General features: G+C 71.8%; 14 protein-coding genes and 1 pseudogene. 6 read left to right on the top strand and 9 right to left on the bottom strand.

The window, feature by feature from the left end:
- Positions 1-223: 223 nt before the first annotated feature.
- Together AB0I43_RS29455 and AB0I43_RS29450 are read left to right on the top strand one after the other, a co-directional pair.
- Positions 224-1,552, top strand: a pseudogene (locus tag AB0I43_RS29455) (2-isopropylmalate synthase); the annotation flags it as partial.
- Between the two features lie 73 nt (positions 1,553-1,625).
- Positions 1,626-3,947: a LuxR C-terminal-related transcriptional regulator gene (locus tag AB0I43_RS29450; protein WP_356977125.1), complete on the top strand. Its 2,322-nt coding sequence runs from the start codon at positions 1,626-1,628 to the stop codon at positions 3,945-3,947.
- A gap of 6 nt (positions 3,948-3,953) precedes the next feature.
- Here AB0I43_RS29450 and AB0I43_RS29445 read toward each other — a convergent pair whose 3' ends face one another.
- The 5 genes from AB0I43_RS29445 to AB0I43_RS29425 form a co-directional block, all read right to left on the bottom strand.
- Positions 3,954-4,481, bottom strand: a complete 528-nt coding sequence (locus tag AB0I43_RS29445; RefSeq protein ID WP_357432988.1) for a DinB family protein — start codon at positions 4,479-4,481, stop codon at positions 3,954-3,956.
- Between the two features lie 40 nt (positions 4,482-4,521).
- The gene (locus tag AB0I43_RS29440; protein ID WP_357432987.1) at positions 4,522-5,376 is read right to left on the bottom strand and encodes an alpha/beta fold hydrolase; all 855 of its coding nucleotides are present in this window, start codon (positions 5,374-5,376) and stop codon (positions 4,522-4,524) included.
- Entirely contained in the window at positions 5,376-6,542 is a 1,167-nt protein-coding gene (gene hsaA, locus AB0I43_RS29435) for a 3-hydroxy-9,10-secoandrosta-1,3,5(10)-triene-9,17-dione monooxygenase oxygenase subunit (protein ID WP_357432986.1), read from the bottom strand. Before hsaA ends, AB0I43_RS29440 begins: the two co-directional genes overlap by 1 nt.
- A 141-nt stretch (positions 6,543-6,683) precedes the next feature.
- Positions 6,684-6,902 (bottom strand): hypothetical protein, encoded by a 219-nt coding sequence (locus tag AB0I43_RS29430; protein WP_356977117.1) that lies wholly within the window; start codon positions 6,900-6,902, stop codon positions 6,684-6,686.
- Between the two features lie 86 nt (positions 6,903-6,988).
- Positions 6,989-8,440 (bottom strand): FAD-dependent oxidoreductase, encoded by a 1,452-nt coding sequence (locus tag AB0I43_RS29425; protein ID WP_357432985.1) that lies wholly within the window; start codon positions 8,438-8,440, stop codon positions 6,989-6,991.
- A 164-nt stretch (positions 8,441-8,604) separates the two neighbouring features.
- Between AB0I43_RS29425 and AB0I43_RS29420 the strand changes: the two genes are divergently transcribed.
- A complete protein-coding gene (locus AB0I43_RS29420) occupies positions 8,605-11,031 on the top strand; it encodes a PEP-utilizing enzyme (protein ID WP_356977113.1) in 2,427 nt (808 codons plus the stop codon).
- Positions 11,032-11,076: 45 nt separating this feature from the next.
- On the opposite strand, the gene AB0I43_RS29415 is transcribed toward AB0I43_RS29420, so the two are convergent.
- The 4 genes from AB0I43_RS29415 to AB0I43_RS29400 all read right to left on the bottom strand — a co-directional run bounded on the left by AB0I43_RS29415 (position 11,077) and on the right by AB0I43_RS29400 (position 16,072).
- Positions 11,077-11,700, bottom strand: coding sequence for a maleylpyruvate isomerase family mycothiol-dependent enzyme (locus tag AB0I43_RS29415; protein WP_356977111.1), 624 nt, complete (start codon positions 11,698-11,700; stop codon positions 11,077-11,079).
- Positions 11,701-11,761: 61 nt separating this feature from the next.
- Positions 11,762-13,480 carry an amidohydrolase family protein gene (locus AB0I43_RS29410; RefSeq protein WP_357432984.1) on the bottom strand — a complete coding sequence of 573 codons (1,719 nt, stop codon included), beginning with the start codon at positions 13,478-13,480 and terminating at the stop codon, positions 11,762-11,764.
- A gap of 191 nt (positions 13,481-13,671) precedes the next feature.
- Entirely contained in the window at positions 13,672-15,063 is a 1,392-nt protein-coding gene (gene xylB / locus AB0I43_RS29405; protein WP_357432983.1) for a xylulokinase, read from the bottom strand.
- Positions 15,064-15,076: 13 nt separating this feature from the next.
- The gene (locus tag AB0I43_RS29400; RefSeq protein WP_357432982.1) at positions 15,077-16,072 is read right to left on the bottom strand and encodes a zinc-dependent alcohol dehydrogenase family protein; all 996 of its coding nucleotides are present in this window, start codon (positions 16,070-16,072) and stop codon (positions 15,077-15,079) included.
- Positions 16,073-16,190: 118 nt separating this feature from the next.
- Here AB0I43_RS29400 and AB0I43_RS29395 point away from each other — a divergent pair, with 118 nt between their 5' ends.
- The 3 genes from AB0I43_RS29395 to AB0I43_RS29385 all read left to right on the top strand — a co-directional run bounded on the left by AB0I43_RS29395 (position 16,191) and on the right by AB0I43_RS29385 (position 19,831).
- Complete coding sequence (locus AB0I43_RS29395) at positions 16,191-16,688, top strand: hypothetical protein (RefSeq protein WP_357432981.1); 498 nt, start codon at positions 16,191-16,193, stop codon at positions 16,686-16,688.
- A 228-nt stretch (positions 16,689-16,916) separates the two neighbouring features.
- Positions 16,917-18,335: an L-fucose/L-arabinose isomerase family protein gene (locus AB0I43_RS29390; RefSeq protein ID WP_357432980.1), complete on the top strand. Its 1,419-nt coding sequence runs from the start codon at positions 16,917-16,919 to the stop codon at positions 18,333-18,335.
- Positions 18,332-19,831, top strand: coding sequence for an FGGY-family carbohydrate kinase (locus AB0I43_RS29385; protein ID WP_357432979.1), 1,500 nt, complete (start codon positions 18,332-18,334; stop codon positions 19,829-19,831). Before AB0I43_RS29390 ends, AB0I43_RS29385 begins: the two co-directional genes overlap by 4 nt.
- The last annotated feature ends 2 nt before the right edge of the window (positions 19,832-19,833 follow it).

The raw sequence follows: 19,833 nt of genomic DNA, 5'->3' as shown, positions 1-19,833 counted from the left end.
TTGTCTGAGGAGTTGTGTAGAGTCTAGCCATCATGCGCACCATGCTTCTGCTTAGCCGCCACGGCGGGGCCTGACCGACCGGCCGCCCGCCGTGGGGCTTCGTCGTGGCCGGTCACCCATGTCTATTCGTGACAGGACCTCGAGCATGCGTGCTTTTCCCACCATCGCCACCCCGTCCGGGCCCGCACCCGGCCCGGCCTGGAACCCGCAGCGGCACTCCCGGATGCCTTCGCACCGCTACCGCGACGTCTACGACCGAGTGGAAGTGCCACTCGCCCAACGGCAGTGGCCGGGCAACCGGATCACCCGGGCGCCGCTGTGGGTGCCGGTCGACCTACGCGACGGCAACCAGGCGCTGGCCGAACCCATGGATCCCGAGCGCAAGCGCCGCTTCTTCGAGCTGCTGGTAGCCATGGGCTACAAGGAGATCGAGGTCGGCTACCCCTCCGCCTCCCAGGCCGACTTCGATTTCGTCCGCCTGATCGCCGAGTCGGATCTGGCGCCCGCGGACGTCTCGATCGTCGTCTTCACCCCCGCCCGCGCGGATCTGATCGAGCGCACCGTGGAGTCGGTGCGCGGGATCCGCAACGAGGTGGTCATCCACCTGTACACGGCGACCGCGCCGGCTTGGCGAAACCTGGTGCTGGGCAAGGCGGAAGCCGAGGTGCGCGAGCTGATCCTGGCCGGCGGGCGGCGCATCCTGGAGCTGGCCGGCGGGTGGCCGAACGTGCGATTCCAGTTCTCGCCCGAGGTCTTCAACCTGACCGAGCCCGACTTCGTGCTCGACGTCTGCGACCGGATGACCACGCTGTGGGACGCCACGCCGGAGCGTCCGGTGACGCTGAATCTGCCTGCGACAGTGGAGGTCGCGACACCCAACGTCTACGCCGACCAGATCGAGTACATGCACCGGAACCTGGCCCGGCGCGCGGCCGTCATCCTGTCGGTGCACCCGCACAACGACCGCGGCACCGGAATCGCCTGCGCGGAACTGGCGGTGCTGGCCGGAGCGCAGCGGGTGGAGGGCTGTGTGTTCGGTAACGGCGAGCGCACCGGCAATGTCGACATCGCCACCCTGGCGCTGAATCTGCACGCCCAGGGCGTGGACCCGATGATCGATTTCTCCGACATCGACGAGATCCGCCGCACGGTCGAGTTCTGCACCCGCCTGCCGATCCACCCGAGGCACCCCTACGCCGGGGACCTGGTGCACACCGCGTTCTCGGGCACGCACCAGGACGCGATCCGCAAGGGACTGGCCGAGCATCGGGCCCGCGCGGCCGCCGCGGGCGTCGCCGAGCGCGAACTCGATTGGCAGGTCCCGTATCTGCCGATCGATCCCGCCGACCTGGGCCGCAGCTACGAGGCGGTGATCCGGGTCAACTCGCAGTCCGGCAAGGGCGGCATCGCCTATCTGCTGGAGACCGAATTCGGCCTCGAGCTGTCGCGGGAGCAGCAGATCGACTTCGCCCGCCGGGTGCAGGCCCATGTCGACGCCACCGGCCGCGAGGTCACCGCCGCGGAACTGCGCGCCCTGTTCGCGGCGGCGTATCCGGCGCCCACGGCGGCTGCCGGAGGGTAGCTCGCACAGCACCCGGCCGACATCTTCGACCAAAATGCCCGAGATGTCGGCCGGGCGTGCGAAGGTAATCGGCGTGGTGCGGCACGTGCAAGGGAACCTCCCGGCGGAGGTGACGAGCTTCGTCGGTCGTGGTGGCGAGGTGGCCGCGGCCAAGGCGCTGCTGTCCAGCACCCGGTTGCTCACCCTGACCGGGCCGGGCGGGGTCGGCAAGACCAGGCTTTCGCGGCGGGTCGGCGCGGAGGTGCGGCGCGCGTTTCCCGACGGCGTCTGGCTGGTCGAGGTCGCGCATGTGCACGACGGCGAATTGGTCGGGCTCAGCGTCGCCACCACCCTCGGCCTGCGCGATGACACCAGCGCCCCGCTGACCGGGCTCATCGAGTTCCTGGCGGGCAAGAGCCTGCTGTTGATCCTGGACAATTGCGAGCATCTGATCGACGCCTGCGCCGAGCTGGCCGACCGGCTGATCCCGGCCACCGACGGTGTGCGCGTCCTGGCGACCAGCCGCGAACCGCTGGGCGTCGACGGCGAACAGGTCATGCCGGTGGCCCCGCTGGCGGTGCCCGCCGCCGACGAGGACGGCGGCGAGCGCGCGGACGACAGCGATGCGCTGCGTTTGCTCACCGAACGCGCGACCGCCGCGAATCCGGAGTTCCGGGTCACCGAGGCCAACCGCGCCGCGCTGGCCGCGATCTGCCGCCGCCTCGACGGCATCCCGCTGGCGCTGGAACTGGCGGCGTTGCGCCTGCGGATGTTCACTCCCGATCAGGTGCTGGCCCGCCTGGACGACGCCATGAAGCTGCTGACCACCGGCCTGCGCACCGCGCCGCGGCGGCAGCAGACCCTGGAGGCGGCGATCCGGTGGAGCTATGACCTGTGCCGGCCCGGCGAGCAGCGGCTGTGGGAGCAGCTCTCGGTCTTCGCGGGCGGCTTCGATCTCGACGCCGCCGAGGCCGTGTGCGTGCTGGAACCGCCTGCGCTGCTGGTGGATTCGCTGACCGGCCTGGTGGACAAGTCGGTGCTCGGCTACCGGCACGACAGCGACGGCACCGGCCGCTACACCATGCTGGAGCCGCTGCGCCAGTTCGCCCTGGCCGAGCTCGCGGCCCACGGCGACGAACGAGCGGTCCGGATCCGCCACCGGGAGCACTACTACCTGCTGGCCCATCGCGGGCGCACCGACTACTGGGGCGACCGCGACGCCGACTGGTTCCGCGAGGTGACTCGCGAACACGCCAATCTGCGTGCGGCGCTGCAATTCTCGCTGTCGGATCCGGAGGGCGCGCACCGCGCCCTGGAGATCGCCAACGAGCTGCGGCCGTTCTGGGAGCACTACCGGTTCCTGCTGGAGGGGTACCGCTGGCTGGGCGAGGCGCTGGCCCGCGATCCGCGGCCCAGCGTCGCCCGGGCCCGGGCGCTGGCGGCCGCCTCGGTGATCGCGGCCATGCTCTCCGACGTCGCCGAGGCCAATCGGTTCGCCGACGAATGCCGGGAGCTTGCAACGGAATTGAACGCGGTGGAGGTGCTGGTCGAGTACCGGCTGCTCTCGGCGCTGCTGACCTTCGCCGAGGGGGATCCGCACGGCGCGCTCGACATCGCCGTGCAGGCGGCCGAGGAGGGCGCGCGGTGCGCGCACCACGGGGTGCAGATGGAAAGCCTGGCCTTCGGCTACGTGTGCGCGCTGACGCTCGAGGACGCGCGCGCCGACGCGATCGCGGACCGCTTCCTGGCCAAGACCGCCGAGCACGGCTCACATCTGCTCGGCGGCCTGGCCAACTGGGCCGTCGGCACCAACGAGTGGCGAAAAGGTCACCAGGACAAGGCGATCACCGAGCTACGCCGGGCGATCGAGCAGTTCCGGCTGTTCGATCGCTGCGTGTGGGCCGCCTCCGGGTTCGACGGTCTGGCCTGGGCCGCGGCCGCCCAGGGCGATCAGGTGCGCGCGGCCCGGCTGATGGGCGCCGCGGTCGCGGTGCGCCGGGGCAGCACCCAGCGCCTGGCGCACGCCATGACCGAATCGGTCGGCGACAAGGTCCGGGTCCAGGTCGCACACGCGCTGGGGGACAAGGAGTTCCGCGCCGCCTTCGACAGCGGCGCGGCCATGCCGCTGGCCGAGGCCATGGGGTACGCGCTCGGCACCGAACCGGTGCCCGCGCCGGCGCCGAAAGCCGCGGCCGCCGACGTGCTGACCCGGCGCGAGAAGGATGTCGCCCGGCTGGTCGCCGCCGGATACAGCAACAAGCGCGTCGCCGCCGAGCTGGTCATCTCGATCCGCACCGCGGAGAGCCACATCGATCACATCCTGACCAAGCTCGGCTTCTCCTCGCGCACCCAGATCGCCGGGTGGGCGGCTCAGCATCTGGCCTGAGCGCGGCTACTCGCCGGTCTTGCCGTCGATCGCCTCGCGCAGCAGGTCGGCGTGGCCGTTGTGGCGCGCGTACTCCTCGAGCATGTGCAGGTATACCCAGCGCAGGCTGTACAGCTCGGTCCGTTCGGGGTACGGGTGCCGGAAGGTCGCCTCCAGCGCCAGGTCGCGGACGGCGGCGTCGCACTTGCCGATCTCGTCCAGGTAGCGGGCGTAATCGTGTGCGGCGTCGGCAGTTTCGATGCCGTTGAAGTCGGCGTCGATGTCCTCGGTGTAGTCGAAGACATGGCCGACGTCCTTGCCCGCCGCCGTCTTGCGGAACCAGCCGCGCTCGACCTCGGTCATGTGTCGCAGCAGCCCGAGCAGGGTGAGATTGGAGGTGGGCAGCACCCGCGTCTTGAGCTGCTCGCCGGTGAGCCCCGAACACTTCCACAGCAGGGTGTCGCGGTGATAGTCCAGGAAAGCCCGCAATTGGCTGCGCTCGTCGCCGATGAGTGGGGGTTCGCGTCGATCGATATCAGGTGCCGTCCACGTCATCGGCCGACTCTAACCCGCGGCGTTCAGCTCCCGCGAACGATCACCGCAGTCCGTGGACGAGGAAGTCGGTGACCGCCCGCTCGAAGGCGGCCTTGCGTTCGATCTGCACCCAGTGCCCGCAGCGGCCGAACAGCCGCAGGTCGGCGTTCGGCAGTTGCCGGGAGGGCAGCAGCGCGCCCTCGGCCGGGGTGACCCGGTCGTCGCGGCCCCACAGCATGAGCACCTCGTGGCGCAGGCCGCGCAAGCGCGCCCACAGCGGAACCTGGTCCGCCAGAGCGGGATTGGCGAAAGTGGCGTACGCGTCGCGCAGCGCGGCGATGGCGGCGGGGTCGGCGGCGGTGCGCAATCGGTCCGACACCAGTTCCTCGGTGAGGATGGACTGATCGAAGACCATGGTGCGCAGCCAATCCAGCACCCGGTCCCGGGTCGGGTCCGCGGTGAAGTCCAGCAGCCGCCGGATCCCCTCGGAGGGTTCGGGTCCCAGCACGTTCACGCCGACGCCGCCGGGCGCCATCAGCACCAGCCGGTCCACCCGGCGCGGATGTTCCAGCGCCACCAGGGTGGCGACCGCGCCGCCCATGGAGTTGCCCAGCAGGTGCGCGCTGGGCAACTCCAGCTGATCGAGCAGCCCCACCACCGCGTCGGCGGCGATCCGAAGATAGTTGCGCTCATAGATTTCCGGGCGTTCGCTGGCGCCGAAGCCGGGCTGGTCCAGGATCAGGCAGCGGAAGCGCTCGGCGAGCACCGGCAGATTCGCCCCGAAGTTCGCCCAGCCCGAGACCCCGGGCCCCGAGCCGTGCAGCAGCACCAGCGGCGGGCCCGAACCCGCTTCGTGGAAGCGGAGTTTGAGGCCGTCGGCGGTGACCCAGCGGGTGGTGGATTCCGCGGTCGTCATCAGATCATCCGGTCTTCGACGGTGATCCCGAACTCGCCGCGCCCGAACATGGCCAGCGCCCGTTCCACGTCGTTGATGACGTGCACGCTGCCGGCGTGCGCGTCGCGCCAATGCCGTTCGATCGGGTTGGGTTTGCGGATGGAGTGCCCGCCGGAGTTGTCGAAGAGCAGCTCGATGGCCTGGATCGAACGCTCGGTGCCGCGCACCTGATCGCGGCGCGTGCGCAGGCGCACCCGGGCCGGAATCTCCTCGCCCGCTTCGGCATAGCGCAGCAGTTCGGTGATGTTGCGCTCCATCTGCAGGATCGCGGCATCGATCTCCGAGGCCGCGCGGGCCACCCGGACCTGGGCGAAACCGTCGTCGGCCACCTTCTGGCCGCCGTAGGACAGCCGCACCCGGTCCCGCATCCGCTCGATGTGCGCCTCGTAGGCGCCCTCGGCCGCGCCGATGATGGGCGCGACGATGGTGTTGGAGAACACCGCGGCGAACGGAATCCGGTACAGCGCGGCGGGATTGGCCTCCTGGCCCGGGCCGCGCAGCTGGGACTGTTCACTGGCGCTGTAGGCGCGATGGTGCGGGACGAACGCCTTGTCGATGATGATGTCGTTGCTGCCGGTGCCGGACAGGCCGACCACGTGCCAGACGTCCTCGATCCGATAATCGGCGCGCGGCACCAGAATCGTCAGGTAGACACCGGGATTGCCGTTCTCGTCGGGCGCCAGCGCGCCCAGGAAGACCCACTCGGCGTGCGCGCACCCGGAGGAGAAACTCCAGCGGCCGCTCACCTCGTAACCGCCCTCGACGGGCGTGAGCTTGCCGGTCGGCGCGTACGACGACGACACCAGGGTGTCGCTGTTCGCACCCCAGACATCCTCCTGCGCCCGCAGCGGGAACAGCGCCAGCTGCCAGGGGTGCACGCCGAGCACCGAGGACACCCAGCCGGTCGACGGGCAGGCCGCCGCGATCGCACGGATGACCTGGTAGAACTCCACCGGGGAAGCTTCGTCACCACCGAACCGCGCCGGTTGCAGCATCCGGAAGACGCCGGCCTCGGTGAGTTCCTGGATGCTCCGCACCGGCACCTGCCGCTGCTGGTCGGTCTCTGCGGCCCGCTCCCGGATCTCCGGCAGCAGCTCTCGCACCCGATCGAGCACCTTGTTGGTCATGACGGGCGTCCTCCTGCGTTCTCCGGGAATAAGATCCGGCACTCTCAGGATCGCGCGTCAGAGGCGCAGATCGTGCCGTTTCCCCGACGTTAGGCCCGAAGATCCACCGCGGCAGCGAACAGTCCCGATGATCGGAACCCGTCAGTCGCCGCCGCCCCCGCCACAGCCACCGCCTCCGCAGCTGGAACCGCCGCCGCACCCGCTGCTCCCGCCGCCGCATCCGCTGCCGCTGTCACCGCTGTCGCCGCCCCCGGCATGCCAATCGGTGTCGCCACCGCCGCCGGAGCTGCCGCCCACGATGAGCGCGATGATGCCGAGGACAACGAGCGCCACGCACGCGATGCCGATGAACGTACCCATTTCCGAAACGGTAGCCGCCGGTCGCCGGGCACGGCGGGGTTGCCGAGCGGATTAGGGGACGGGCCCCGGCGCGGGGCTCGGCCGGGTCAGCGGGCCGCGGTGGCACCGGCGCGGCGGCCGAAGAAGGTGCCGTCGCCGAGTGACGTGCCGCTGATGTAGCCCTCGCCGTGCAGCCCCGCGCTTGCCCGTCCCGCGGCGAACAGGCCCGGGATCGGCGCGCCGCCGAGGTCGAGGACCGCGCCGTCGACGGTGGTGTGCAGGCCGCCGAGGGTGAAGACGGACGCGCCCGTGCCGCGCCGGGCGGTGCTCTGGCCGGGCGGGCGTACCCCGGCCCTGATGTCGATGGCGGCCAGCGGGGGAGTCAGGGGCCGCAGCCAGCGCGACGCCTTGTGGAAATCGGGATCGGTTCCGCGCGCTGCGAATTCGTTGTAGCGGGTGAGGGTCTCGGCGAGCGCGCCGTCGGGTAGGCCGAGCGCGTCGCCGAGTTCCGCGGCGGTCTCGGCGAGGTGGGCGGGCCGCACGCCCCAGCGCTGCGGTTCGGGAACGTCTTCGAATGCCCGCTCGTCCACGATCACCCAGACGTCCATGTCCTCGCGGAACAGGGCGGCCTGCCCGATGCGGCCCGGATAGGTGTCCTCGGTGACGAAGCGCCGGCCGCGACCGTTGACGAGGATGCCCCGGGCGGCGAGTCCCGGGATCAGCGCGATGCCGACCTGACCGGTGGACATGTGCCGGACCGCCGCGCCGATCGCCTGCGCCATCCGGATGCCGCTGCCGTCGTCGGTGCCCGCGCTGACCTTGGTGTGGCCGGTCAGGCGCGGCGCGTGCGCGGCCAGCATCTGCTCGTCGTCGACGAAACCGCCGGTGGTGAGCACGACGCCGCGCCGGGCCCGCACCGTAAGTTCCCGGCCGTACCTTCGGGCGCGCACCCCGGCCACCCTGCCGTCCGCGACGATCAGCTCCGTCGCCGCCGTGTCGTACTGCGCTCGCGCCCCGGCGGATTCGGCCGCGGCGACCAGCACCTCCATCAGCAGCTTGCCGCCGAAATCCTGGGCGGTGGGCCGGTGTCCGCGTGGCGCGGGGGTGGCCAGTTCGGTGAAGGGCCAGCTGTTCTCGCCCAGCCACATCAGTCCGTCGTCGGTCGGCGGCACCCACGCGGGCGCGTCCCACAGACTGGGCTTGAACGGGACGCCCCGCTCGACCAGCCAGTGGAAATGCGCGACGCTCTCGGCGCTGTAGAGCTCGATCTTCGCGGCGTCGGCCCCCGGGCCCAGCGCGGCACGCAGGAAAGCGGCCATCTGCTCGGGGCTGTCGTCGAACCCGCAGGCGTGCTGGATCGGCGTGCCGCCGCCGAGGTAGATCTCACCGCCGGAGAGCGCCGACGCTCCGCCCGGCCCGCCGGCCCGGTCCAGCACCAGGACCTCCGCCCCGGCGCTCGCGGCCTCGAATGCCGCTGCGGCCCCGGCACATCCGTATCCGATCACCAGGACGTCGGTCTCGAGGTCGAATGTCGCGGGCTGCTCTGAGGTCTCAACCATGGGGGCCAGATTCGCCGGTTCGGTCCGCGTGCGGCGGAACCCATCTCGGTGGGCAGGGGCGGGCTACCGGTGAGTGGGACTGGGTTCGGCCGGGCTCCGGCGGGACGCAACAGTGTGTGAACGGCGTCACTGTCACGTGGACGCGAATGGAGGAGAGGTAGTCGATGCGGGTCCTGATCACCGGAATCACCGAACCCGGCGGACGCGCGGTGGCGCGCATGCTGCTGGCCGCCGGGCATGAGGTGGCGGGGCTGGATCGGCGGTGGCATCGCTTCGTCGACCCGCGGGTCTCGTTCGTCGAAGGCGATCCCGCCGACCGCGCGGCCTGCGCGAGCGCGCTCACCGGGTGCGCCACGGCGCTGCACCTGGCCGGGCCCGACGTCGCGGCCCTCGCCGCCGCCGCGCGGGACGCGGGCGCGCACCTGGTGGTGCCGGTCGTGGCGGGCGCGCGCTCCCGGGGTGTCCCCGAGTCCGATATCGCGCGGGCTCTTCAGGATTCGGGTGCGGACCACCTGCTGGTCCGCACCGCGCTGCCCGCCGGACGCCGCATCGGGCAGCAGACCAGGCGCGCCCTGGAACCCGTCCTCGGCTCCGGCTCGGGCGAGAACGTGCAGCTGCTGCACACCGATGATCTGGAGCGCTTCCTGGTGCTGGCCCTCACCGCGCCGCGCGCCGGGGTCGTCGAACTCGCCGCGCCCGGCGTCGTGACCTCCGCGCAGGTGCTGAGCCTGATGCGCGCGCAGGGCGTCCGGTACTCGGCCTGGGTGCCCGGCTGGTCCGCGCGCCGCCCGCTGCTGGATTCGGCTGCCGCGCAGCGGGACTGGGGCTTCCGCTGCGGCTGGACCGCGGCCGAGGTGGCCGCCGACGTGGTGCGCGGCCTGGTCGGGCGCAAGCCCGCGGGCGGCGGTTTCCGGACCCGCCGGGGCGCGATTCCCGTGCCGGGGCACGTGATTCCGGCCCGCGCCCGCACCTCCGACGGGCACGAGCTGGCCGATGTCGCGCCGCCGGGCCTGGAGGGCGAGTTCGACGATCGCGTCGACCCGCGCTACCCGGTGCACACCGCCACCAACACCTCCGAGGCGCTGCCGGGCCCGCTCACGCCGCTGACCATCGACCTGCACGCCGGGGCCATCCGGCTCGCCAACGAGGCCATGGGCACGATGATCGCCCTGGACGGTATCGCGCTGGAGCACTGGACGAGCCGGGTCACCACGGTGCTGGGGCACCACATCTACATCAACGCCTCGATCGGCGTGCTGGCCGCGGAGAACATGCCCGGCTGGGACGAGGACAGCATCCGCCGCGACGCCTACGGCAACATCCCCGACGAGATCCCGCTGACCCCGCACGGCAAGCCGCCGATGCCGACCGGCCTCGGCAGTGTCGCGGGCACCTGGCGCGCGACCGGCCGGGTGCTCGGCACCGCCCGGCGGTTCGCCGCCACCGCCGAGCTGATCAACGCCGCCGCGAAGGCCGAGGCCATGGACGCCGCCGCGATCCACGACCTCACCGACGAGCAGCTGCACGTGCGCGCGCTGCTCTGGCGCGACCGGCTCTATCAGGCCTGGCAGGCGGCCTCGATCGGGGTCATGATGACCGGCGCGGCGACCGCCGTGCACGCGCGCGGCAAGAACGCCGGTGAGGTACCGATCGATCTGCGCCGCCTGGAATCCGCGAAACCGATGCTCGCGGTGGAACGCCTCGCCGAATTCTGCCGGGCCGAGCCGCGGCTGCGGGAGGCGGCACGCGCCGGCGACGTGGCGGCGGCACGGCAGCTATCCGCGGCCTTCGGGGCGGCCCTGGACGAGGAGCTGGCCGCGATCGGCCACCGCGGGCCGGGCGAGTGCGAAATCCTCAATCCGACCTTCGGCGACAAGCCGGCGCTGCTGGTCACCGCCGCCGCGCGAGCGGCCGAAATGCCCGCTCCGAAAAGGGAACCCGTCGATCCGTCGCCGGGACGCACCGCGCGGATGGCCGCGGGCGCGACCGTCGCCCGCGAACGCGCTCGCGACGCCGTCGTGCGGATCAACCACTGCCTGCGCCTGACGATCCGGGAGCGCGGCGCCCGATTGGCCGAGGCCGGGGTGCTGCGGTCCGCCGAGGACGCCTGCTTCCTCACCCTGGACGAGATCTTCGGTCCGCCGAAGGACGTGGCCGCCGTGGTGGCGCGGCGCCGCGCCGAACGCGAGCGCATGCGCGGCGTGCGGATGCCCGATGTCATTGCCGGACAGTGGGAACCGGTCGCCGACGCGGGGGCGCTGGCCGCCGAGGAGAGCCTCACCGGGATCGGTGTCTGCTCCGGCGTGGTCGAGGGCCGGGTGAAGCTCGTGCTGTCGCTGGACGACGACATCGAGCCGGGCGAAATCCTGGTGGCCGCCGTCACCGACACCGGCCACACCGCCATGTTCGCCTATGCCGCCGCCGTGGTCACCGATATCGGTGGCTCGGCTTCGCATGCCGCCATCGTCGCCCGCGAGTTCGGCGTCCCGTGCGTGGTCGACACCAAGACGGCGACCACCAGCCTCGCCGACGGTCAGCTCGTCCGGGTGGACGGGTCCGCCGGCACCGTCACCCTCCTGGCCGAGGACTGAGGCGCGGGCAGTGCCGCCGCGGGTGCCCGCGGCGGCAGCGTCGCGTCAGGCGGTGAAGCGCTCGGCCGCCGCGCCCTGGAGATGACCGGGCGGCAGCTTGCGGCCGCACTGCACGAGCAACAGGTCCTGGGCGCGGCCGGTCAGCGGCGCGCCGGAGCCGTAGGTCCAGTCCATGTCGTCGGCGCGCAGCTGGATGCCGTCCAGGTCGACGCCGAAGAACTTGATGCTCTTGGGCGACTGGTCCGCCAGCACGTAGCGCAGGCTCTCGGGCGGGACCACCCGGTCGAGTCCCAGGCCGACCGTGATGTCGAGGCCGTGGATGATGTCGTGGCCCAGCGCGCCCTCGTAGCCGCCGCCCGGCGGCTTCCAGGGGTGATTCACGTTGTCGCGCACGCATTGCAGCAGGTCGGCGGCCGAGATCTCGGCGGCTTCCCGGCGCGCCACCCGATCGGCCATCGCGTTGAAATTGCCGCGCGCCTTCAGCATCTCCCAGGCGAATTTCGGCAGCGGCATCCGGTACGCCATGGTGATGTGCGCGACCGTTTCGCGCACCCGCCACCCGGCGCACAGGGTGGGGTGGTCCCAGCCTGCCTCGTCGAGCCCGGCCAGTACGTCGGCCAGATCACGTCGTTCCTGTTCGATCGCCTTGCGGATCTCGGTCTCGCTCATCGTGCTCCTCGCTGTTCGGACACCTCTGTGCCGAACATAAGACGCGCCGGCGACCGGAAAATCATCGGGCGGGCAGAAAAGTCCCAGCGTGCAGCGTGCTGCCGAAGCCGTCGGCGAACTCGCCGTACTCGAAGAGCACCTGCCCGGCGACCAGGGTGGCGGCTACGGCGCGGTCGTTGCGGTTGACCATGCGCCGGACCTCGATCCCCGGCATCGGCGCTTCGGCGTAGGCGGCGCTCGACCCGTCGAAGCCGGCCGGATCGATGACCGCGATATCGGCGCGCGCCCCCGCGCGCACATATCCGGCGTCCAGGCCGTACCAGTCGGCGAGTTCGCCGGTGAGCCGGTGCACGGCCCGCTCGATCGGCATGAAACCGCGCTGGTGGACGCGTTCGAGCAGGCGCACACCGAAGTTGTAGAAGGCCATGTTGCGCAGGTGCGCGCCCGAGTCGGCGAAGCCGACCTGCACCTGCTCCGAGCGCTGCAGCCGGTCCAGCACGTCGTCGCGGTCGTTGGCGATCACGGTGCGCCAGCGCAGCGCGGTGCCGTGCGCGACGGTCAGATCCAGCAGCGCGTCGGCCGGGTGGATGCCGCGCTCGTCGGCGACCTGGCCGAAAGACTTTCCGACCAGGGCGGTTTCGGGGCAGGCGACGATCTGCGCGTCGTGCAGGTCGCGGTGCCAGACCCGCGGGCCGAAGCGTTTGGCCAGATCCTTGCGGAAGCGGCGGCGGTAGGTCTCGTCGGCGAGCAGTTCGCCGCGCCGCATGACGTCGCGGATGTTCAAAGCCGCCACGCCGGAACCGAATTCCTCGAAGACCACCAGATCCACGCCGTCGGCGTAGACCTCGAACGGGACCGGCAGGTGCTGCCAGCGGAAGCGCGCACCGCCCAGCCGATTGGCCAGCCAGGCCGCGCCCACCGCCGCGCGGGCGGTGGTCCGATCGGCCTTGACATCGGCGGCGGCGATCAGCGTCGTTTTCAACGGGCTGCGGCCCCGGCCCGCGCTCTGCGCGAAATATCGGACCAGTTCCGCCCGCGAGGTCAGGTTCGGGGTGCTCTGATGTACGCGGCCGCGCTGCCGCAGAATCGCGTTGAGCGCGGCGTACTCCCGCCAGCTCGCGTAGGTCGACGGGAGGCGCCGCGTGGGGTAGCGGGTGCCCTCCAGCTTGGAGAACGAGCTGCGGATGGTCGACAGGCCGAGGAAACCGGCGTCCAGCGCGTCGGTCAGCATGCGGCGCATGGCTTTCAGCTCCGCCGTCGTCGGGGCGACTCGCTCGTCCACCGCGCGCGCCAAGCCCATCACCGCGACGCGGATATCCGAATGACCCAGCAGCGCCGCCACATTCGCGCCCAGCGGACGGGCCGCCAGCGACGCGGCGTAGGACTTCGGATCCGTCCAGTCCCGATGCTCCTTGACCGCCGCGTGCACCGCGTCCCAGGGCAGCGCCTCCACCCGGGCGAACATGTCGGCGCAATCCTCGGCCTCCGCGTACACCGTGGACAGCGAGCAGTTTCCGAAGACGACGGTGGTCACGCCGTGCCGGATCGATTCGCCGAGACCGGGACTGCCGAGGACCTCGGCGTCGTAATGGGTGTGCACGTCCAGCATGCCGGGAATGACCCACTTGCCCGTCGCGTCGATCGTGCGAGCGCCCTCGGGCAGCCACCGGCCCACCGCCGCGACCGTGCCGCCGGTGATCGCGACATCGGCGATCCGTGGCGGGCTGCCCGCGCCGTCGAATACCAGGCCGCCGCGGATCACCAGGTCATAGCGTGTCATCGTCGTTCCTCATGCCTTCCGGACTATCCAGTACCGCGGGTACATGGTCCCACGGTGTCCGCGGCGGCAGGAGCGCTTCACCGTGCTCGTCGAACGCGCACAGCGCCTCGGCGCAGCGGATCAGCGGCTCCGGGCTGTCGATGACGAACGCGGTGGGCGGGCGCCGGATCGGCGCGCGGCCTCCGATCCGGTCAGCTGTGCGCCGACTCGTGCGCGGCACGGAATCGGGCGCGGATTTCGGGACCCGGATTCCGCTGTGGCACCGGGATTTCGGCGACGACGGGCGTCGGCCAGGGCGGGGGCTCCGCGGTGCCCGCGAGCGCCCAGGCGGCTTGCCGGGCCGCGCCGAGCGCGACGTACTCGGCGGGCTCGGGCACCGAGATCGGGATGTCGAAGATCTGGGCGGCGAGGGTGCGGACCAAGGGGGAGCGGGCCGCGCCGCCGATGAGCAGGACGCGCTCGGCCGCGACGCCGCCCGCGCGCAGGTGGTCGAGGGCGTCGGCCATATGGCATAGCATGCCCTCATAGGCGGCCCGGGCCAGGTTGGCGGGCCGCATCGTGCCGGGGCGCAACCCGTGCAGGCTGCCGGTGGCGTGCGGGAGATCGGGTGTCCGCTCCCCGGTGAGGTACGGGATCAGGACCAGCCCGCCCGCGCCCGGTTCGGCCCGGGCCGCGAGCTGTTCGAGCCGATCGAGTCCGACGCCGAGCAGGTCGGCGGCGCTGGTGAGGACCCGCGCGGCGTTCAGGGTGCAGACCAGCGGCAGGAAATCGCCTGTCGCGCTCGCGAATCCGGCGATCGCGCCGGAGCTGTCGGCGCTCGGGCGGCCGGTGCGCGCGAACACGGTGCCGCTGGTGCCGAGCGAGACCACGACCTCGCCGGGTTCCAGGCCCAGACCGAGGGCCGCGGCGGCGTTGTCGCCCGTGCCCGCGGCGACCAGGACGCCGCGGGGCGTACGCCCGGCGGGCTCGGCCGGCCCCAGCACGCGGGGGAGCCGCGGCCGGCGATCCCGGAAGGCCAGGGCGAGCAGATCTTCGCGGTATTCGCCGCTCGCCGGCGACCAGTACCCGGTGCCGGAGGCTTCGCCGCGATCGGTGGTCGGTTCGCCGCCCGCACCGCGCATCCGCCAGGTCAGGTAGTCGTGCGGGAGCAGCACCGTGTGCGTGCGGTCGGCGAGCTCGGGTTCGTGATCGGCCAGCCAGCGCAGTTTCGCGACCGTGAACGCCGCGACCGGCCTACTGCCCATCGCCTCGGCCCACGCCTGCGGGCCACCGAGTTCCGCGATCAGAGCGGTCGCGGCGTCCGCGGAGCGGGTGTCGTTCCACAGCAGGGCGTCGCGGACCGGCCGCCCGTGGGCGTCGAGGGCGACCAGGCCGTGCTGCTGGCCCGCGATCGCGAGGGCCGCGACATCCCCGAGCAGCCCCTCTCCGGCGGTCGTCAGGGCCTGCCACCAGGCTTCCGGGTCGACTTCCGTCCCGTCCGGATGCGGCGCGGATCCCTGCGCCCGGATCGCGCCGGAATCGGCGTCGCAGACAACGACTTTGCACGACTGCGTGGAACTGTCCACGCCCGCGACCAACGTCACCGCCGGCCCCCGTTCACGCGCGTCCCGGCCGGATCTGCACCTTGCGTCCCACCCCGTCCCGGAACGTTCGCAGCGCCTCGTCGAACTCGTCCAGCCCGAAGGTGTGGGTGATCATCGTGTCCGCGTCGATCGCGCCCGTGGCCATGAGTTCGACCGCGCGCCCGAAGCTGTGCAGCACCGCCATCGAGCCGACGAGGGTGATCTCGTCGTTGTAGAGCCGGAACGGCGACAGCGCGGCCGTCGCCGTGCCCGGCGCGACGCCGAACTGCTGATAGGTCCCGCCGCGGCGGACCCGGGTCAGGCCGTCCTCGATCGCCGCGACCACGCCGGTGCAGTCGATCACCACCTCCCAGCCCTGTGGCCGTTCGAATTCGGCCGCGTCGACGGCGACCGCGTCGGCCCCCAGCCGCGCCGCCACCGGCAACCTGTCGGTGTTCACGTCGACCACCGACACCGACGCCGCGCCCGCCGTGCGCGCCAGCTGCGTCATCAGCAGACCCATCGTTCCCGCCCCGTAGAGGAGATAGTGCGCACCGAGCGTGCGCGGCAGCCGGTCGAACGCGTGCACCGCGCACGACAGCGGCTCCACCAGCGCCCCGTGCGCCATCGGCAGCTCGTCGGGCAGGCGATAGCAGTTCGCGGCGGGGACGGCGACGTACTCGGCCATCGCGCCGTGCACGGTGTCGCCGATCGCGCCCCAGCGTTCGCACAGGTTGCCCCGGCCCAGACCGCAGTAGTGACACGCTCCGCAGAACAGTGACGGGTCCACCGCCACCCGGTCACCGGCCCGCCACCCGGCGACCTCCGATGCCACGATCTCCCCGGCGAATTCGTGCCCCGGCACGATCGGATACGGCGTCGGCGGGAACTCCCCGTCCACGATGTGCACGTCGGTTCCGCAGATGCCCACCGCGTCCACCCGCACCACCACCTCGCCGTGGCCCGGCGCCGGATCCGGCACCTCCGTCACCGAGAACCGGCCGGGCGTCTCGATCACCAGCGCGCGCATACTCCCTACCTTGCACCCGTGGTCGCGCGCCCGGACGCATTTCGGTGGCGGCGCTGTGTCCGGCCCGCTCGCGCGGCTACCCGCGACGGCCGATCCGGCGATGAGGCACACTGGCGCGGTGGATGAGGCAGCGAGCGAGGAATCCGAGGTCCGGGTCCACACCGGTGACGGGCTCACCCTGCCCGCGTTGACCGAACCGGTGCTGGACGAACTGCTGGACGGCTCGGCGCCCGACCGGGATCCGTTCCTGGAAATGGAGCGCGGCCCCGGCCGCATCCGCGCCCGCCTGCTCCCCGATCTCGTCTACCAGCTCACCCACCGCGACACCGGCGGCGCCGAATTCGAGCTCTACACCTCCGACGCGGGGCTGGTCCGCGACATCCTGTGGGCCTGGGTGGACGAGGAACCCTGGTGGCAGGAGACCGTCGCCTGGTCCCCGATCGACCCGGCCGTCGCGGAAATCGAAGCCATGCGCGAGGAGATGGCGGGCATGCTGGACGGGATGTCGCTGCTCGACGATCTCGGTGCCACCATGGACGATGCTTTGGCCCGTGCCGACGAGCTGCTCGAAATGGATTGGGACGCGCTGGATTCCGGGGCCGGGGACGAGGACTGAGCCGCGGTTCATCCGGTGCGGGTGATTGCGATCCGGTCGCCGTTCGGCGGAAGCGGCGCGCGGGGTGTGCGGGCACTGGTATCTGTTGATCGGAGTCGCTGGATCCCGGCGTTCGCCGGGATGACGGAGAGCCGTTCGCCGGGACGATGGCGTCACCTCGGGCGACGGAGATGTGTCCGCCGGTCAGGCCGAGGGCGTCTGCCGGGTGGCGGTAGTTCGGAGGCGCGCATGGCACGGATCGGTGTGATCAGTTTTTCCGACGGGCGTGCGTATGTGCACGCGGGGATCGTGGATTTCCTTCGGGCGACCGAGGATCGGCTGGTCGCGGCGTTGATCGGCGCGGGGCACGAGGTGGTGGCCGGGGCCGCGCCCGTGAGCGACAACGCGCTGGCCGGGTCGGTGGCGCGGACGGTGGCGGCGGCGGGCGTGGATCTGACCGTATTCCATTACGCCGTCTGGGCTTTCCCGCACTTCACGATGCTGGCGGCGGGCGCGACACCGGGCCCGCTGCTGCTGCTGTCGAATATCGATCCGGTGCAGCCGGGGATGGTGGGGATGCTGGCGGCGGGTGGGGCGCTGGATCAGATCGGGCGCGAGCACGCGCGACTGTGGGGCGATCCGGCGGACGCGGAACTGATCGCCGCGGTGGGCCATCGGGCGCGGGCGGCGGGGGCGGTCGCGGCGTTGCGGGGCAGCACGTTCGGGCGGTTCGGCGGGCGGCCGATGGGGATGAACACGGCGGTGGCCAACACCGATCAGTGGCAGCGGATGTTCGGGGTCGACGTCGAGGAGATCGATCAGTGGGAGATCGTGCGCCGCGCCGAGCTGGCGGACGCGGGGGAGGCGAAACAGGCGCGGGAGTGGCTGGAACGGCACGCCACCGTGCACTACGACGGCGCCAAGCTCACCCCGGAACTGCTGGAGCGCCAGATCCGCTCGTATCTGGCGGTGCGGGACCTGATCGCGGAGTGGCGATTGGATTTCAGCGGCATCAAAGGCCAGCCGGAGCTGACCCAGCATTTCGCGACCATGGATGTCACCGAGGCGTTCCTCAACGATCCCTATGACTGGAACGGGCCCAAGCAGCCGCACGTGTGCGCGACCGAGGCGGACATGGACGGCGCGCTCACCATGCAGTTGCTCAAGCACATCGCCGGCACGCCGGTGCTTTTCGCCGACGTCCGGCACTATCACGCCGACCGCGACATCTGGGATCTGTGCAACTCCGGTCAGCACGCGACCTGGTTCGCGGCCCGCAGCGCCGACCCGGCCGAGAATCTGGCGCGCGTGCACCTGTATCCGGAGGTGTTCTTCTTCCCGGCGGGCGGCGCGTCCGTGCACCACCTCGCCGCGCCCGGCGAGATGACGCTGGCGCGGCTCACCCGCAAGGACGGCGAGTATCGGATGCAGTTGATGCTGGGCGAATTCGAGACCTATGACGCCGCGACGAACGAGGAGCTGATGCGGCAGTCGACCTGGGAGTGGCCGCACGCGTTCGCCCGGCTCGACGCGCAGGCCGGGGATTTCCTGTCCCGCTTCGGGGCCAATCATATTCACGCGGTTCCCGGCGACCACCGCGAAACCGTCCGCGCGGCTTGCGGATTGCTCGGGGTCAGGCTGGACGAGTTCACCCGGGACGACCGATGACCGAGGACATGTTCGCGGGCATCGATATCGGCACCTCCGCCGCCAAAGGCGTGCTGGTGCGCGCCGACGGCAGCGTCCTCGCCAGAGCCGAACGGGCGCACGGCGTCTCGACGCCCCGGCCGGGGTGGGTGGAACACGACGCCGAACAGATCTGGTGGACCGAGTTCGCCGACATCGCCCGGGAACTGCTGGCGGCGGCCGGGGGCGCGCGGCTCGGCGGGCTGGCGGTCTCGGGGATCGGCCCGTGCCTGCTGCCCGCCGACGCCGCGGGCGATCCGCTGCGCCCGGCCATCCTCTACGGTGTGGACACTCGCGCCACCGCCGAAATCGAGGAGCTGAACGGCGAATTCGGCGCGGCCGCCATCCTGGAACGCGCCGGATCCCCGCTGACCACACAGGCCGTCGGCCCGAAACTACGCTGGCTGGCCTGGAACGAGCCCGATATCGCCGCCCGCACCGAACTGCTGCTGATGGCGAGTTCGTTTCTGGTGCACCGGCTCACCGGGCGGTACGTGCTCGACCATCAGTCGGCCAGCCAGTGCGCGCCCATGTACGACCTGCGCAAGCGTGAGTGGGCGAGCGACTGGTGCGAGGTGATCGCGCCGTGGCTGCGGCTGCCGGAGCTGGCCTGGCCCACCGAGGTCGTCGGTCATGTCACCGAGAGCGCCGCCGCGGCGACGGGTCTGCCCGCCGGCCTGCCGGTCACCGCGGGCACCGTCGACGCCTGGGCCGAGGCCGCCAGCGTCGGCGTGCGGGCGCCCGGGGACGCGATGGTCATGTACGGCACCACCATGTTCCTGGTGCAGGTGCTGACCGAACCGCGCCCGCATCCCGGCCTCTGGACCACCTGCGGCGCGTGGCCGGGCACCTACACCGCGGCGGCGGGCATGGCGACCTCCGGCGCGGTCACCGACTGGCTGCGCACCCTCGTCGGCGGCGACTTCGCGGAACTGCTGGCGGCGGCCGCGCAGGTGCCGCTGGGCAGCCGCGGATTGCTGATGCTGCCGTACTTCGCGGGTGAGCGCACCCCGCTGTTCGATCCGGACGCGCGTGGCCTGATCGCCGGGCTCACTCTCGGGCACGGGCGCGCCGAGTTGTACCGGGCCGCACTGGAATCCATCGCCTACGGCGTGCGGCACAACCTGGCCGCGATGAGCGAGGAGGGCGGGCAGGCCGAGCGCCTGGTCGCGGTCGGCGGCGGTACGCGCGGCGGGCTGTGGACGCAGATCGTCTCCGATGTCACCGGTCTGCCCCAGCAGTTGACGGCCGAGACGATCGGGGCCTGCCTGGGCGACGCCCGCTTCGCGGCCGCCGCGGCGGGCGTCGACACCGCGGCGTGGAACCCGGTGGTGGACACCGTGATACCCGATCCGGACCGCCACGAACAGTACGAACCGTTCTATCGGCACTACCGCGAGCTCTACACCGCCACCGCCGACATCTCGCACTTCCTGGCGCGCGAACAGCACCGCGCGCACCGGTCTGGCGAGAGCTGAGG

The organism is Nocardia sp. NPDC050435 (genome assembly GCF_040655395.1).
Lineage (GTDB): Bacteria > Actinomycetota > Actinomycetes > Mycobacteriales > Mycobacteriaceae > Nocardia.
This window is presented reverse-complemented; position numbering and strand designations above follow the sequence as displayed.

Excerpts from the sequence above, each read along its gene's own strand:
- AB0I43_RS29450 (WP_356977125.1), top strand. The coding sequence starts at position 1,626 with ATGTCGGCCGGGCGTGCGAAGGTAATCGGCGTGGTGCGGCACGTGCAA.
- AB0I43_RS29445 (WP_357432988.1), bottom strand. The coding sequence starts at position 4,481 with ATGACGTGGACGGCACCTGATATCGATCGACGCGAACCCCCACTCATC.
- AB0I43_RS29440 (WP_357432987.1), bottom strand. The coding sequence starts at position 5,376 with ATGACGACCGCGGAATCCACCACCCGCTGGGTCACCGCCGACGGCCTC.
- hsaA (WP_357432986.1), bottom strand. The coding sequence starts at position 6,542 with ATGACCAACAAGGTGCTCGATCGGGTGCGAGAGCTGCTGCCGGAGATC.
- AB0I43_RS29430 (WP_356977117.1), bottom strand. The coding sequence starts at position 6,902 with ATGGGTACGTTCATCGGCATCGCGTGCGTGGCGCTCGTTGTCCTCGGC.
- AB0I43_RS29425 (WP_357432985.1), bottom strand. The coding sequence starts at position 8,440 with ATGGTTGAGACCTCAGAGCAGCCCGCGACATTCGACCTCGAGACCGAC.
- AB0I43_RS29420 (WP_356977113.1), top strand. The coding sequence starts at position 8,605 with ATGCGGGTCCTGATCACCGGAATCACCGAACCCGGCGGACGCGCGGTG.
- AB0I43_RS29415 (WP_356977111.1), bottom strand. The coding sequence starts at position 11,700 with ATGAGCGAGACCGAGATCCGCAAGGCGATCGAACAGGAACGACGTGAT.
- AB0I43_RS29410 (WP_357432984.1), bottom strand. The coding sequence starts at position 13,480 with ATGACACGCTATGACCTGGTGATCCGCGGCGGCCTGGTATTCGACGGC.
- AB0I43_RS29400 (WP_357432982.1), bottom strand. The coding sequence starts at position 16,072 with ATGCGCGCGCTGGTGATCGAGACGCCCGGCCGGTTCTCGGTGACGGAG.
- AB0I43_RS29390 (WP_357432980.1), top strand. The coding sequence starts at position 16,917 with ATGGCACGGATCGGTGTGATCAGTTTTTCCGACGGGCGTGCGTATGTG.
- AB0I43_RS29385 (WP_357432979.1), top strand. The coding sequence starts at position 18,332 with ATGACCGAGGACATGTTCGCGGGCATCGATATCGGCACCTCCGCCGCC.